We start from the raw sequence: 13,084 nt of genomic DNA, 5'->3' as shown, positions 1-13,084 counted from the left end.
TCTCCTTTTTCACTAAAATTGTTTGTTCCTCTTAAAAAAACAGCTTTTTCCATCATATCAAAATTCCTGACTCTTGGGTATTATATTTTCTTTATGGCGGTGATAGGTTTTATCTATCACGTCTCATTTGGTTGAAAATTTTTCCAGTAAAGCGAGGGCATTTTCTACGTAATATGGAACTGATACTGCAAAAGCTGCATCATCTATGACCATGCTATCATGGTGGAGATCCGGTGCATCCGCTGCACCATTCGATCCGATAAAAGCAAAGACTCCTGGGATTTTCTCTTGATAGAAAGCAAAATCTTCACCCGCTGTCGATGGCTGGGCCTCAACAACTTCTGCAAAAGACTTGGACCAGCGAAAGACTTTTTTAGCCAAGGCCTTATCATTATAGGTAACAGGTGGTGTCTTGCCCCAAGCAAATTGGACCATGACTCCGGTACTGTTGGAGATCTGTTCGATCACGCGAATGAAATCCGCCTTGAGCCGTCTCTGGAGATCCGGATTAAAGGTTCGAATGGTTCCTTCAAAGTAACCAGACTTGGGAAGAACATTCCAGGTTGAACCAGCTTCGATATGGGTCACCGATAGGACAGCTGTCTCAAATGGCGAAACCGTACGGGAGACCAAGGTCTGCAACTGCTGGACCATACTAGTAATCGCTACAACCGTATCCAAACCGAGATCCGGTCGAGCCGCATGACTGCTCACCCCAGTGACAGTCACCTTGAACTTTTCAACTCCCGCCATCATGGCACCTGGACGCAGGGCCAACTGACCCGCAGGCAATGACGGCATGTTGTGAAATCCAAGGATGGCCTGTACATCCTCTAGGAGCCCGGTCGCTAATACCGCAGATGCTCCTTCAGAAGTCTCCTCAGCCGGCTGAAAAATCAACCGAATCGTCCCCTTTAAGTCTGCTTCCATAGCTTTTAGGACTTCTGCAGCCCCTAATAGGCTGACCTGATGGAAATCATGGCCACAGGCATGCATGACACCAGGGTTTTGACTTTGGTAGTCAAGACCCGTGTTCTCCTGAATTGGAAGGGCATCAATATCTGCGCGAAGGGCAATGACTGGTTTACCGCTTCCGATTTCAGCAATCAGACCGGTCTTTAATCCACTGTTTAAAATGCGTACACCTAGCTTTTCCAAATAGGCTTTGAGATAAGCTGTGGTTTGGTATTCTTGTCCAGATAACTCCGGATGCTGATGCACATAATGCCGAATGGGCACTAGATGTTCATAGGAAAATGATACCATTTCTCGTCCCCTTTCTAGCATAGTTCTATTCTATCACTGGCTCCACTATTCGTCTAATTCCTATTTTTTTCTCTCAGTTATAGCCAGGGACTATATCATTATTGTTGTGACCTCTGCTTTCTTTCCTAAAAATGCCAAACCTCAAGAAAAAAACCTTTGAAGAAATTATCTTCAAAGGTCTATTTCTATTAGAATCCATCTACGTTAGTGTAGATCTTTTGCACGTCCTCATCATCTTCAAGGACGCTGTAGAGTTTTTCAAAGGTTTCCAAATCTTCACCTGACAACTCAACTTCTGATTGAGGAATCATTTCCAATTCGGTTACTTGGAATTCTTCGATACCAGATTCACGCAAAGCAACAATCGCTTTGTGAAGGTCAGTTGGAGCAGTGTAAACAGTGATTGTTCCTTCTTCTGCTTCTACATCGTCTACATCGACATCTGCTTCCAGCAAAAGCTCAAAGATGGCATCCGCATCATCACCTGCAAAGACGATAACCCCCTTGTTGTCAAAGAGGTAAGATACAGAACCAGAAGCTCCCATGTTTCCGCCGTTTTTACCAAAGGCAGCACGGACATTGGCAGCTGTACGGTTAACATTTGAAGTCAAGGTATCAACGATCAACATGGAACCATTTGGTCCAAATCCTTCATAACGTCCTTCTGTAAAGGTTTCGTCTGTGTTTCCTTTTGCCTTATCGATCGCTTTATCAATTACGTGTTTCGGCACTTGTGCTTGTTTAGCACGGTCGATAACGAATTTCAAAGCAGTATTCAATTCTGGATCTGGCTCACCTTTTTTAGCGGCTACATAGATTTCTACTCCGAATTTCGCATATACTTTTGAGTTAGCACCATCTTTGGCAGTTTTCTTGGCTACAATATTGGCCCATTTACGTCCCATGAGGATTCTCCTTGTGTTTGATTCATATTATTTTCAATCTTTAACATTATATCACAAATCGCTGAACTTGGACTAGAATTTTCTATTTTTAAAGGGGGATTTTATGGGAACTTTCTATGAGTTGGAAACTTAAATAGCTAGTTTAACTATAAAAAAGCCTCTCTGTTAGAGACTTAGTAATGATCTTTAAATGACAGAAAGGCAACTCCTGACTCATCTAGCATATAAATCAGGCGATTTTCTGCATCAATCCGTCTTGACCATGCTCCTTGAAAGTCATATTTCAAGGGCTCAGGCTTACCAATCCCAGTAAATGGATCCCTTTGAATCTCCTTAATCAGGCTATTAATCCGCTTCAGTGTTTTTTTGTCCTGACTTTGCCAGTAACAATAATCCTTCCAAGCATCTTCTGTAAACTTGAGTAACATCTGTTACCACTCAATCTCATGGAGTTGAACCTGACCAGCTCGGACTTCTGCCATGCCCCGTAGGACCTTATCCGACAATTCCTTGTTCTGAGCTAGTCTCAGGGTTTCTTGTAGGCTGTCCCACTCGCTCTTAGAGATGACCACAATATCTTCTTCTGGATTCTTATTCACGACTGTCAAAGGCTCAAACTCATCATTCACCTTCTTCATATAATCCTTCAAATGATTGCGGAATGTTGAATAAACGACTGCTTCCATGACCATACCTCATTCTACCTCTTTTCTATTATTATACATGAAAAAGAAAAACTTGTCAGGAACTTGTACAAGTTTTTCCCTCTCCACTTAATTATTCGTAAAAAAGCTTCTAAATTTGGTAAAAACAAAAAAATCCATTGACTAAAAAAATTTTTAGTCAATGGATAAACACTGTTTCCGTGCATCATAACGTTCTTGCCTTACGTGAATGTGGGCAGAAAAAATTTACGTGAAACTTTCTATTCTTCCACTCTCACTGGCACCCGTCCCCAGATTTGTTCAGGCAATTGGGGGTGACCTAGCTGATACACCTGATCCGCTTGCTGGGTCAAACTATCCCAAGGTTCCTTACCGATTCGGGTCACGATTTCTACTGATTTTTTCAAGCCTTTGAGGTGAGTTTGTCCCTTTGCGGAAAATCCTAAGACATGAATGGCATCGGGAAGAGCTTGATCCATCACCCCTACCAAGATGTAGGTCAAAATGCGGCGCACGCGCGCCTTGGTATAGCGCTTGGTTGCGACTTTCTCCACCAGATCTTCCACAGAGTTAGCACTTCGAACCGCATCCTTTATCCGATTGGCCAGTTCTTCATTGACTTGAAAAATCTGTGTCAAATCCGGATGGGTTAGGATTTGATAACGGAGCAGTTGGTCATAATTCTCCCAAGACACCTGCGGAGCCGACTGAAAGAGCTGGCTATTGGGCATGAATTTAGCGACAAAGTCCTGATCTTCCTTGTGCAGGCGTAGACTAGTCGCAGAAGCATAGTCCCCTTCTTTTTCTTCTGAATGGTAGCCTGCTCCCTGGCGTTGAATAGGCTTGAGTGCAATCCCCTTTCCAGCACAAGCCTTGGCATAAGCCAGCCCTAGAATATGGTTGGGAGTATCCCCTGTGAACTCCACTCCAGCAAAGGTTTCCCACATTTTTTGGGTCTTTTGTGGATAGGATAAGTCTTCTGGAAGGCTTCGCAAGAAAGCTTCCATTTCCGATGATTTCTCAGAATAAACTGTCGCAATCGCTTGGTAATCTATGACTTCTTCTGTCCCAAAGATCAATTGGTCGATTCCCAGACGGGACAAGATCTCTACCGCTCCCTTGGCAAAATGGTCGGCCGACTGAACAGCCACGAGAAAGGGGAGCTCGACCACCAAATCCGCTCCATTTTCCAAAGCCATCTGGGCCCGTGTCCATTTGTCTACAATGGCAGGTTCACCACGTTGGACAAAATTCCCAGACATGGCGACGATTTTCACCCCTTCTGCCTGTTCCAGCAGGTACTTGTGCCCATTGTGAAAAGGATTGAATTCTGCAATAATACCTGTGATCATCATGAGATCCTCCTACTATTACACCTATATTTCTATACCATCAATAATGTCTAAAAATAGACTCTCAATATCCTTATGTATTTCCTCTCTATTTATTTCTTTAAGTATAATTCTATCTGTGCAATTTTGATGATACTCTTTATTAATAAATTTATAAATTTTACTTTTTAAATCTTTACCATTAATCATCGACATTTTATTTTCTAGATTAACTTTCCATCGATTATCAAACAATTCTTGGCATTTAGAATAAATCGTTGATGGTTCCCACTTAGAATTTAATTCTTTTCCATCTCCCGTTCCATAAGAAACCATCTTATCAAAAAACTTTCGGAATGTCTCTTCTCGAAAAGTTTCACAAATATCTTCTAATTCAAAATAAAACTTATCTCTATCTTGTCCTTTTGATATTCTAAATAAAACCTCCGGAACCAAAAGATAATTTTCTATTTCTTTTTTTGCCCAAATATGTAACTTTAGACGCTCATTAACTTCTGCATCCTGTTTTATTGAATTCAAGAACGAATCTGGATAATAATCTCTATCTAAAACTCCAATTATACTTAACTTCCTATCAATATTCTTAAAAAAATCGGCTACTTCAAAATATTTTTTTAAGTTCGAAAAACCTTTTATTTTTATAGAAAATATATGATCAATCGAAAAATCACTCTCAGGATATAACTTATCAAAAAAACCCTTCAAATACCACATGTCGTCACCTTCAAGAAATATTAATTTCTTATACGTAAACAAACGTATCAAAGACATATTTTGAATACTTCCGATTTCATCTACCACTTTTTGAACAGCGAGTAACTCATTTGTATACTTCAAATTTTTCTTTTTATTACTAACATTCAAAATATTCTCTGAATCTACCTCAGAAATAATTTCTATAGAATGAGTCGCAATTATAACCTGTTGAAAATTTCTACGAACATATTTCAATAATTTTCGTTGTAAATCAGGATGCATATAAACATCTGGTTCATCTAGAATAACCGTCGTTATACCTTGATTTTTTGATTTAGTAACAAACCACATCATTTGCAACCACATTTGAAGTCCATTACCAACATATCCTAATTCTGTCATAAACTCATTCTCTCCTACAACCAGAGAAACCATAGTATCATCTGAAGAGAATTCAAGTTTTGGAGGATTTATGTACAGATTTTTCCATGTTTGCTTTATTAACGAAGAAAATTCATTAAATACATTTTCATCATTACTCATTTCTAAATAAATTTCATTTCTGAAGTGTAAAGATGATAAATATGTATCTTTATCTTTTCTTACTGTTTCTTTTGATAAGTATTTTTCAATTTTTCTTAGCGGGCCTATTTGAGGTAAAATATTTAACTTTGGGAATCCAGAATCATTAAAAGCAGTTTTATTAGTAATAATTTTACCATTTGAATCATAAATAAGTGCAAATATTAAGTCATCATGGAAATGAACTATAATTTTATATCCTCCATGAAAACCAGCAGTGAGTTTTGGTTTAGCATCTTCTTCATATTTATGTGGAATCGTACTTGTATTAATTTTTAACATTTTACCGTTGACATTAATACATTTAGCTTTTCTAGAGAAATTGCGAGCCAAACTTTCAGGAATATTTCTAAAAATTGGTTTAGATAAGGCATAAGAAATTATTCTTAATGCTTCAATAATAGTTGATTTTCCTGCATTATTTTTTCCAACTGCAATTGTTAAATCTTTAAACTCCAGTTTTGTATCTTTAAAGCAACGATAATCTTCCAGATGTAAAAATTTAAGCATCTAATTAGCATCTCCCTTTTCAAATTATTAAAATTATTTATTACATACGAAGAACCAACGTTTGCTGGTCTTTGTTGGCTCCTTATCTTCAAAGTCCGCATAGAGTTTAAAGGACTTAAAGCCAGCCTGCTCCAATAAGATGTCATAGGTTAAAACTTCATAGGTGCGCTCTTCATGGATTTCATCGTGGCGACTAAAGCTGCCATCCTCTTCTTGGACAAAGAAGGTCAGCTCATGGACGATCGAGTGGGGAGCTGCATCCTCGTAAGTATCCCAGAGCATGGCAAAATCTTCCGCATTTTCGTGGTAAGAATAGCCTGGGAAGACCTCATCTGTCTGGTAGGTCGAATGGACATCAAAGATAAAGACTCCGTCCTCATTGAGGGCATTATAGACTTCTCTGAAGACATCCCCTACTTCTACCTCGTCCTGCATATAGCAGATAGAATCCGAGTAGCAGGTCACGAAATCATAAGTGCCTGCTTGCGACAGGTCCAGCATATTGCCCTCGATAAAATCAATCTTCTGCTTGGCTGAAGTAGCCCTTTTTTCAGCAATTTTCAGCATGTCAGCACTCAGGTCTAATCCTGTCACATCAAACCCAGCTTGAGAAAAGCGAACAGATTGAATCCCTGTCCCACAAGCCAATTCCAGCAATTTTTTCCGATCCTTGCTTTTAGGGAGATGCCGGATGGAAAAATCCGTCCACAAATCATACAGACCGTCATCCATGACCGCATCATAGACCGCCGCAAACGTTTCATAAGTCGCCATATTCATGATACCAAGTCCGCCCGTAATCCGATAGAAAATTAGGAGCACGACGATGGAGCTAAGCTCCAAGGAGAGCTATCTATTTTCCGAGGAGTACAGGACGGGTTCAAATCCTTTCTAAGATACAAAGAGCCTTAAAAGCAAAGAGAAAATTTTTCTTTTTCTCACAGCTTTTAGCTCGTGTTCAGTTAGAAACCTAACCAAGCACAAGGCTCCATCCTTTCTTTCCATAGAATTTCAATTTAACCAACAAAACTCAGTTGATACCAACTGAGTTTACCTGCTTATGCTAGGGCTGCTGAAAGATCGACAACACTTGCTTCGTGCCATAGCTTTTCTAGGTTATAGTGGGTACGCATTTCTTCTGAGAAGACATGGACTACTACACCACCTAAGTCAAGAAGGACCCAACCTCCAGCTGAGTCACCTTCGACGTGACTGGCATTGCCACCAGCTTCAACGACTTTCTCACGAATATTCTCTGCGATAGCTTCCAACTGACGGCTATTCATAGAGCTTGCGATGACAAAGTAATCTGTCACGCTGGTCAAGCTTTGAACATCCAAAGCCACAATGTCTTCCGCGCGCTTTTCATCGGCAGCTTTAACAACAAGTTCAAGTAGTTCTTTTTCTTTCATGTAATCCTCTTTCCTTAAAAAATTGATTTGTAATCTAAGACATCCGCAAAACGTCCTGCCCAAATATTTTCATAAAATTCATTAAGCGTTTCTGCTGGAATATCCTCTCCATCAAAGGTTGTGACAGCTCCTTCTGGAATGACCAGCTTGTAGCCGTATTCAAAGCCCACTTTGACGGATGTATCGACACAATATTCTGTCTGCATGCCACATAGGACCAGTTGTTCAATCCCTTGTTGATCCAAATATTCTTTTAATCCTGTCTCTTTAAACATGCTATTGTATCGCTTCTGAAATACCTTTTCATTCTCCTGTCTTTTCAACAGAGGAGATAATTGCCAATCTTCCGAGGTTAAAGCCTCTGGCGTTTCAATATGCTGAATGTAGATGATTTCAATCTGCTGTTTTCTTGCCTGATCTTGTAAATAAGCAATCTTCTCTAACAGCTTTTCTGTCTCAAAACCTGTCTCCACGAGGATATTTTGTACATCAATAATGATAAAAGCTGTTTTCACTCACTGCTCCTCTTTCAAATACTTCACAAAGGCGTTATAGGTTTCAAGGGTTTGGGGATAAATGGGCAATCCTTGGTGGGCCAGGTGTTCGACTGTGCGAGCTGTCTCATAGGCCACCGCTTGATCCAAGGAGATTTGGGCGATGTCACGAGCTTGATCTACCCCTGGAAAGGCCCGGTTGTGTTCAATATAATCTGCCACATAGACAATCTTGTCTAAGGTTGACATCTGACTACTCCCCACTGTATGAATCTCAATACTCCGAAGAATGGCTGGATCTGTCAGTCCGAGGTCTTCTTGGATCTTATAAATCCCGACCATTCCATGCCAGACGTTATTTCCCCAGTTTTTTAATTCTGGATCAAGACTATAGCGATCAATCAAGTCTAGAAATTCCTGATCCGATAATTTCTTGGCATAGTCATGCAAGAGACCTGCTAGTCCAGCCTGTTCTTCATCTGCTTCATAGCGTTTGGCCAAGTCACGCGCAGCTTTCTCAACCCCTAAACAGTGGGTTAGGCGTTTTTCTGGCAAGATTTGACCCATTTTTTCAAGCAAGACTTCACGAGAAAAGCCGAGATAGTTTTCATAGGTCATTGATACAAACCTTCTTTCTTGATGTAGTCCAAGACTGGCTTTGGCAACATAAAATTCGGCGTCCGACCTTGGGCGATAAACTCTCGCACCATGCTAGAAGAGATGTCCATAAGAGGAACATCAACCCAAATCACAGGATAGGAGGTTCCTGCCTTGTAACGGGGACGTTGAACACCGACAAACTGCACCATCTCCACTAATTCGTCAATCCGATACCATTTTGGCAGGTAGTCTACCATATCCGCTCCAATGATGAAGTAATAGTCTGTATCTGGGTCTCGCTCATTGAGCAACTTCATCGTATCGTAGGTATAGGAAATCCCTTTACGCTCTAGCTCAATCGTCTCGATTTCCAGACCTTCAATGCCCTCAATGGCTAGTTCCAGCATTTTCAAGCGATGGCCTTCATCAATGGTTTCTTTTTTATCCACATGCGGAGGCTCATATTCTGGCATGAGAAGGACCTTATCCAAGCCTAGTTGCTGGCGGACTTGATCTGCAACTACAAGATGGGCATTATGGACGGGATTAAAATTCCCTCCGAGGATTCCAACTTGTTTGCGTTTCTTATCTTTGATCTCTGGCTCTAACTCCACCTTGGTAAAGGGGGTTAATAGTTCAATGGCCATATACCTGCTCTCCTGTGTCTCTTAGATTTCTTTTACTTTGACTGAAATCTTCCGGTTTTCTTTTTTGCTTGATTGTTTGTATAAGATGAGGATGCGTCCAATTTTTTGAACTGTATCCACACCGATTTCTTCTTCTAAGATTTCCGCTACTTCATGGATATTCTCATCCGTATTTTGAAGAAGGGTCACCTTGATCAGTTCGCGTGCATCTAGCGCTTGGCGCACACTGGTTTTGATTTGGTCATTGAGCCCGTTTTTCCCGATTTGGATAATGGGTTTGAGGCTGTGGGCTTGGCTGTTGAGGAAAGCCCGTTGTTTAGATGTTAATGTCATATTTTTACTTCCTTTTTTTTGATCGTTATTTTAAGTGGTGGGGACGGCCGGAACTAATTTTTCAAAGATCTCATCTTTGAAAAATGGATTTCCTCACCTCAAAATGGAGCCTTGGTCTCCATTTTGCCCTTGCCAATCTCACGATTGGCAACTACACCACGGCAATAACGATCTCTTTATGAGCTCACTTTGTTCGCTCTTTAGATATATTTTTTCCTGTTTTTTTAAATAATAGCTTTGCGGGTGACGACGGCAACGCCTTCTGGTGCCCAGACGGCTACTTTGGCTTCCCCATTGACGCGGATCCAGCCGAGTCCAGAGATGACGAGGTCTGTCTTGTCCTTGATGGTAAACTCATGAGAAACCAAGGGTGGGAACTCTTCTTTTTCTTTGCTATTAGGTGGAGTTAGCAAGCCACCAACATGCTTGTCATAAAAAGCGGTCGCTCCTTCTAGCTTGGTTCGATGAAGCTTGAGTTCGTTATCAAAGAAGGCAGTAAAACCTTGCTTTTCCCCCTTGATAAAGTCAAAGCGTCCCAAGCCACCCAAGAAGAGAGTCTGCTCTGGATTGAGCTGATAAGTCTTGGGTTTGATTTCCTTTTTAGGGCTGACATACTTGAGGTTTTTCGCAGTCAAGTAGTGAGCCATCTGGTGGCGATGAATAATCCCCGGTGTATCGTAGATGTAGGATCCATCGTCCAATGGGATTTCAATCTTGTCCAGTGTCGTTCCTGGGAAGCGAGAGGTCGTGATGATATCCTTGTCACCAGTGATTTCCTGGATAATCGCATTGATGAGGGTCGATTTCCCTACATTGGTTACCCCCACCACATAGACATCACGACCCTTACGGTACTGTTCAATCTTTTCCATCAAATCCTTGATGGCACTCTTGTTTTGGGCAGAGGTGAGGACCACATCGACAGGACGCATGCCTTCTTCGTGGGCCCGCTCCATCAACCAATGCGTCACTTTGCTATCCTTGACAGACTTGGGCAAGATGTCTTTTTTATTTCCGACCAAGAGGACATCATTACCTGCTACAAAGCGCGGTAAGCCAGGAATGACAGAGCCATTAAAGTCAAAAATATCGACTACATTGACCACGAGAGCATCACTATCTCCTACTTCGTGAAGGAGTTTTAGGAAATCATCATCTGTCAGATGCACATCTGTGATTTCATTGTAGTGACGTAGACGGAAACAGCGTTGGCAATAGACTTCGCCTATTTCCAAGCCCTTTTCAAGAGCTGATTGGGGAGTATAGCCTATCCCCTCTTTGGTTTCTGTCTGAATGGGCGCTCCACAGCCAATACAGAATAATTCTTCCATTCTTAAATTCCTTTTTTGTATACAATCGGACCATATTTTTCGGCCATTTGCTTCATGACACGGCGTTCACGCGCCCGGTTGATCTTGGTCTTGATGGAGTCATGCTCAACCAAAGGCTTGACCAAAATCGAGCGAATGCCTGCACGATGGGCAGCCCGGATATCCGTCATCAGTTGATCCCCGACCATGACCACTTCATTTTTCTCATAGTGGAAACGTTTAAGGGCCCGATCAATCCCAAAAGTAAAGGGCTTGAGCGACCAAGCTTCATAGTCAATATCAAATTTCTCAACAGCGCGCTTGACCCGTTTGGGGCTATTATTGGACACCACGATAACCCGAATTCCGCCATCACGAAGGTCGTGCAACCACTGGCGCATCTCAGGAGTACCATCCGGATTATTCCAAGCAATCAAGGTGTTATCCAAATCCACAAGGACCGCCTTAATGCCTTGTTTTTTCAAGTCTGCAACGGTGAGATCATAGGCTGCTTCCACCGCAAAATCTGGTTTGTAATTTTCGATTGACACGTTTTTCTCCATTTTTTATATTCTCTTCATTGTAGCATAAATAGACGCATTTTGCACTTGCTTCGTTGTCTCCCCTTTGTAAGAGGATCCATTCTATCTCTTTGATATTCCCTAAAATAGACAAAAACGTTACAAAGTTCCAAAAACGTGGTATAGTAGAAGAAAAAAATACGCGGAAGAGTTATGATAACAAAAGAAAAAAAATTGAGGGAGGTCTCCCCTCTCCTCCAAAAAATCATTAATTGGTCCTCCATCATTGGGGCCCTGGCAACCCTTGCTTTCTGTATCTGGGCCTACTTTGCTGGCATCCTCCAATCCAAGGAAACCTTGTCGGCTTTTATTCTCCAAGCAGGTATCTTCGGTCCACCTCTCTTTATCTTTCTTCAGATCCTTCAAACAGTGGTGCCTATTATCCCCGGTGCCTTAACATCTGTCGCTGGTGTCTTTATCTATGGCCACATCATTGGGACCATCTACAACTACATCGGCATCGTCATTGGCTGTGCCATCATCTTCCACCTCGCAAGAATGTACGGGCCTAAATTTGTCCAGTCTATGGTTAGCCAGAAGACTTACGACAAGTATATTAACTGGCTCAACGAAGGTAAGCGGTTTGATCGTTTCTTTATCTTCATGATGATCTGGCCCATCAGTCCAGCGGACTTTCTCTGCATGCTAGCTGGATTAACCAATATGACCTTTAAGCGCTATATGACCATTATTATTCTCTGTAAACCGATTACTCTGGTCATCTACACTTATGGTCTCACCTATATCATCGACTATTTCTGGCAAATGATGTAAAAAAGATGTTGGGAAAACACCCAGCATCTTTTTTATAGAATTCCTTTTTCTTTTTGAATAATGAAGTCCTTTAGAGTGATCAGGAGGACCGCTAACAGAATCATGCCCATACCCAAGAAGTCAATCATAAAGAAATGCTCCTTCATAATGATAAAGGCAAAGAAAACTGCCGAAATTGGCTCAATAGAGGCTAATAAGCTTCCCTTTACAGCTCCGACCAAAGAGGTCCCTTTAAGAAAGGCTGTGTAGGCAAAAATCGTTCCAATAACAACCAAACCAAAAAAAGCCATCAAGGTATCCAGTCTGTAGTTTCCAGAAAAAGAAAGAAGACCACTAAAAGGAATCATCAGAATTCCTGGAATGACCATCCCAACTCCAATCACCAGCATACTTCCCCATTTTTTAATTAAATTAAGAGGAAGGACAATATACAGAGCATAAGCAAAGGCTGAAACCACTCCCCAAGCCAGACCTTTTGGATTAATGGCCAGTTGGTTGACTTGACCGTGTGTTGCAATTAAGAATGTGCCACCAATCGCTAACAGCATGGAAGCTACTTCCGCAAGAGTAGGAGCTACTCTATCCTTGATACAGGTATAGGATAAAATCCCCACTGGACAGAGATACTGCAAAACGGTGGCAGTCCCAGCATTGGTTTCTGCAATCGCCTCTAAATAGGTCAATTGAGTTAGTAACAATCCTAAAAATGAAAAAACGAGAAGGGGAAGGTAGGAAGATTTATCTTTAGCAAAGGCTAATACCTTCTCTTTATCCGCTACGTAAGATAATATAATAAGGACAATGCCTGAAAAAAGTAGACGAAAATTAGTTAACCCTATAGCTGAAAAACCATGTGCCATCAAATATTGCCCGCTAACACCAGAAAGCCCCCAAGCAATTCCAGCAATCACAGTCATCAAGGTTCCTTTGAAAGATGTAGACATGTTGCCTCCACAA

The 13,084-nt window shown here is 41.4% G+C and carries 16 protein-coding genes; 1 reads left to right on the top strand and 15 read right to left on the bottom strand.

Going from position 1 to position 13,084, the window contains the following annotated elements:
- Positions 1 to 123 precede the first annotated feature (123 nt).
- The 14 genes from ADH27_RS05965 to ADH27_RS05900 form a co-directional block, all read right to left on the bottom strand.
- Positions 124 to 1,266: an amidohydrolase gene (locus ADH27_RS05965; RefSeq protein ID WP_048716511.1), complete on the bottom strand. Its 1,143-nt coding sequence runs from the start codon at positions 1,264 to 1,266 to the stop codon at positions 124 to 126.
- 188 nt (positions 1,267 to 1,454) lie between these two features.
- A complete protein-coding gene (locus ADH27_RS05960; protein WP_006146163.1) occupies positions 1,455 to 2,171 on the bottom strand; it encodes a YebC/PmpR family DNA-binding transcriptional regulator in 717 nt (238 codons plus the stop codon).
- A gap of 173 nt (positions 2,172 to 2,344) precedes the next feature.
- A complete protein-coding gene (locus ADH27_RS05955) occupies positions 2,345 to 2,599 on the bottom strand; it encodes a Txe/YoeB family addiction module toxin (protein WP_048716507.1) in 255 nt (84 codons plus the stop codon).
- Positions 2,600 to 2,602: 3 nt separating this feature from the next.
- Positions 2,603 to 2,857: a type II toxin-antitoxin system Phd/YefM family antitoxin gene (locus ADH27_RS05950; RefSeq protein ID WP_173018610.1), complete on the bottom strand. Its 255-nt coding sequence runs from the start codon at positions 2,855 to 2,857 to the stop codon at positions 2,603 to 2,605.
- A gap of 239 nt (positions 2,858 to 3,096) precedes the next feature.
- Positions 3,097 to 4,191, bottom strand: a complete 1,095-nt coding sequence (locus ADH27_RS05945) for a nucleotidyltransferase (RefSeq protein WP_048716501.1) — start codon at positions 4,189 to 4,191, stop codon at positions 3,097 to 3,099.
- A gap of 21 nt (positions 4,192 to 4,212) precedes the next feature.
- Entirely contained in the window at positions 4,213 to 5,976 is a 1,764-nt protein-coding gene (locus tag ADH27_RS05940) for an ATP-dependent nuclease (RefSeq protein WP_048716498.1), read from the bottom strand.
- Positions 5,977 to 6,009: 33 nt separating this feature from the next.
- A complete protein-coding gene (locus ADH27_RS05935; protein ID WP_342622109.1) occupies positions 6,010 to 6,750 on the bottom strand; it encodes a class I SAM-dependent methyltransferase in 741 nt (246 codons plus the stop codon).
- Between the two features lie 284 nt (positions 6,751 to 7,034).
- On the bottom strand, positions 7,035 to 7,388 hold the full coding sequence (rsfS, locus tag ADH27_RS05930; RefSeq protein ID WP_048691704.1) for a ribosome silencing factor: 354 nt from the start codon (positions 7,386 to 7,388) through the stop codon (positions 7,035 to 7,037).
- A gap of 14 nt (positions 7,389 to 7,402) precedes the next feature.
- Positions 7,403 to 7,903, bottom strand: a complete 501-nt coding sequence (locus ADH27_RS05925) for a cysteine hydrolase family protein (protein WP_048716492.1) — start codon at positions 7,901 to 7,903, stop codon at positions 7,403 to 7,405.
- Positions 7,904 to 8,500: a bis(5'-nucleosyl)-tetraphosphatase (symmetrical) YqeK gene (gene yqeK, locus ADH27_RS05920; RefSeq protein WP_048716488.1), complete on the bottom strand. Its 597-nt coding sequence runs from the start codon at positions 8,498 to 8,500 to the stop codon at positions 7,904 to 7,906.
- Positions 8,497 to 9,129 carry a nicotinate-nucleotide adenylyltransferase gene (locus ADH27_RS05915; RefSeq protein WP_048691710.1) on the bottom strand — a complete coding sequence of 211 codons (633 nt, stop codon included), beginning with the start codon at positions 9,127 to 9,129 and terminating at the stop codon, positions 8,497 to 8,499. The genes yqeK and ADH27_RS05915 overlap by 4 nt, the downstream gene beginning before the upstream one ends.
- 21 nt (positions 9,130 to 9,150) lie before the next feature.
- Complete coding sequence (gene yhbY, locus ADH27_RS05910) at positions 9,151 to 9,462, bottom strand: ribosome assembly RNA-binding protein YhbY (RefSeq protein ID WP_006595720.1); 312 nt, start codon at positions 9,460 to 9,462, stop codon at positions 9,151 to 9,153.
- 224 nt (positions 9,463 to 9,686) lie between these two features.
- Positions 9,687 to 10,793 carry a ribosome biogenesis GTPase YqeH gene (yqeH, locus tag ADH27_RS05905; protein WP_048691712.1) on the bottom strand — a complete coding sequence of 369 codons (1,107 nt, stop codon included), beginning with the start codon at positions 10,791 to 10,793 and terminating at the stop codon, positions 9,687 to 9,689.
- A 2-nt stretch (positions 10,794 to 10,795) separates the two neighbouring features.
- Positions 10,796 to 11,323, bottom strand: a complete 528-nt coding sequence (locus tag ADH27_RS05900; RefSeq protein WP_125329136.1) for a YqeG family HAD IIIA-type phosphatase — start codon at positions 11,321 to 11,323, stop codon at positions 10,796 to 10,798.
- A 183-nt stretch (positions 11,324 to 11,506) separates the two neighbouring features.
- Between ADH27_RS05900 and ADH27_RS05895 the strand changes: the two genes are divergently transcribed.
- Complete coding sequence (locus ADH27_RS05895; protein WP_048691717.1) at positions 11,507 to 12,127, top strand: TVP38/TMEM64 family protein; 621 nt, start codon at positions 11,507 to 11,509, stop codon at positions 12,125 to 12,127.
- A 32-nt stretch (positions 12,128 to 12,159) separates the two neighbouring features.
- Here ADH27_RS05895 and ADH27_RS05890 read toward each other — a convergent pair whose 3' ends face one another.
- Entirely contained in the window at positions 12,160 to 13,071 is a 912-nt protein-coding gene (locus tag ADH27_RS05890; RefSeq protein WP_048691720.1) for a DMT family transporter, read from the bottom strand.
- Positions 13,072 to 13,084: the final 13 nt, after the last annotated feature.

It is taken from the genome of Streptococcus sp. 343_SSPC, from assembly GCF_001072385.1.
Taxonomy (GTDB): domain Bacteria; phylum Bacillota; class Bacilli; order Lactobacillales; family Streptococcaceae; genus Streptococcus.
This window is presented reverse-complemented; position numbering and strand designations above follow the sequence as displayed.

Bases quoted from the DNA above. Each gene is read 5' to 3' on its own strand.
- ADH27_RS05965 (WP_048716511.1), bottom strand. From the start codon at position 1,266: ATGGTATCATTTTCCTATGAACATCTAGTGCCCATTCGGCATTATGTG.
- ADH27_RS05960 (WP_006146163.1), bottom strand. From the start codon at position 2,171: ATGGGACGTAAATGGGCCAATATTGTAGCCAAGAAAACTGCCAAAGAT.
- ADH27_RS05955 (WP_048716507.1), bottom strand. From the start codon at position 2,599: ATGTTACTCAAGTTTACAGAAGATGCTTGGAAGGATTATTGTTACTGG.
- ADH27_RS05950 (WP_173018610.1), bottom strand. From the start codon at position 2,857: ATGGAAGCAGTCGTTTATTCAACATTCCGCAATCATTTGAAGGATTAT.
- ADH27_RS05945 (WP_048716501.1), bottom strand. From the start codon at position 4,191: ATGATGATCACAGGTATTATTGCAGAATTCAATCCTTTTCACAATGGG.
- ADH27_RS05940 (WP_048716498.1), bottom strand. From the start codon at position 5,976: ATGCTTAAATTTTTACATCTGGAAGATTATCGTTGCTTTAAAGATACA.
- ADH27_RS05935 (WP_342622109.1), bottom strand. From the start codon at position 6,750: ATGGCGACTTATGAAACGTTTGCGGCGGTCTATGATGCGGTCATGGAT.
- rsfS (WP_048691704.1), bottom strand. From the start codon at position 7,388: ATGAAAGAAAAAGAACTACTTGAACTTGTTGTTAAAGCTGCCGATGAA.
- yqeK (WP_048716488.1), bottom strand. From the start codon at position 8,500: ATGACCTATGAAAACTATCTCGGCTTTTCTCGTGAAGTCTTGCTTGAA.
- ADH27_RS05915 (WP_048691710.1), bottom strand. From the start codon at position 9,129: ATGGCCATTGAACTATTAACCCCCTTTACCAAGGTGGAGTTAGAGCCA.
- yhbY (WP_006595720.1), bottom strand. From the start codon at position 9,462: ATGACATTAACATCTAAACAACGGGCTTTCCTCAACAGCCAAGCCCAC.
- yqeH (WP_048691712.1), bottom strand. From the start codon at position 10,793: ATGGAAGAATTATTCTGTATTGGCTGTGGAGCGCCCATTCAGACAGAA.
- ADH27_RS05895 (WP_048691717.1), top strand. From the start codon at position 11,507: ATGATAACAAAAGAAAAAAAATTGAGGGAGGTCTCCCCTCTCCTCCAA.
- ADH27_RS05890 (WP_048691720.1), bottom strand. From the start codon at position 13,071: ATGTCTACATCTTTCAAAGGAACCTTGATGACTGTGATTGCTGGAATT.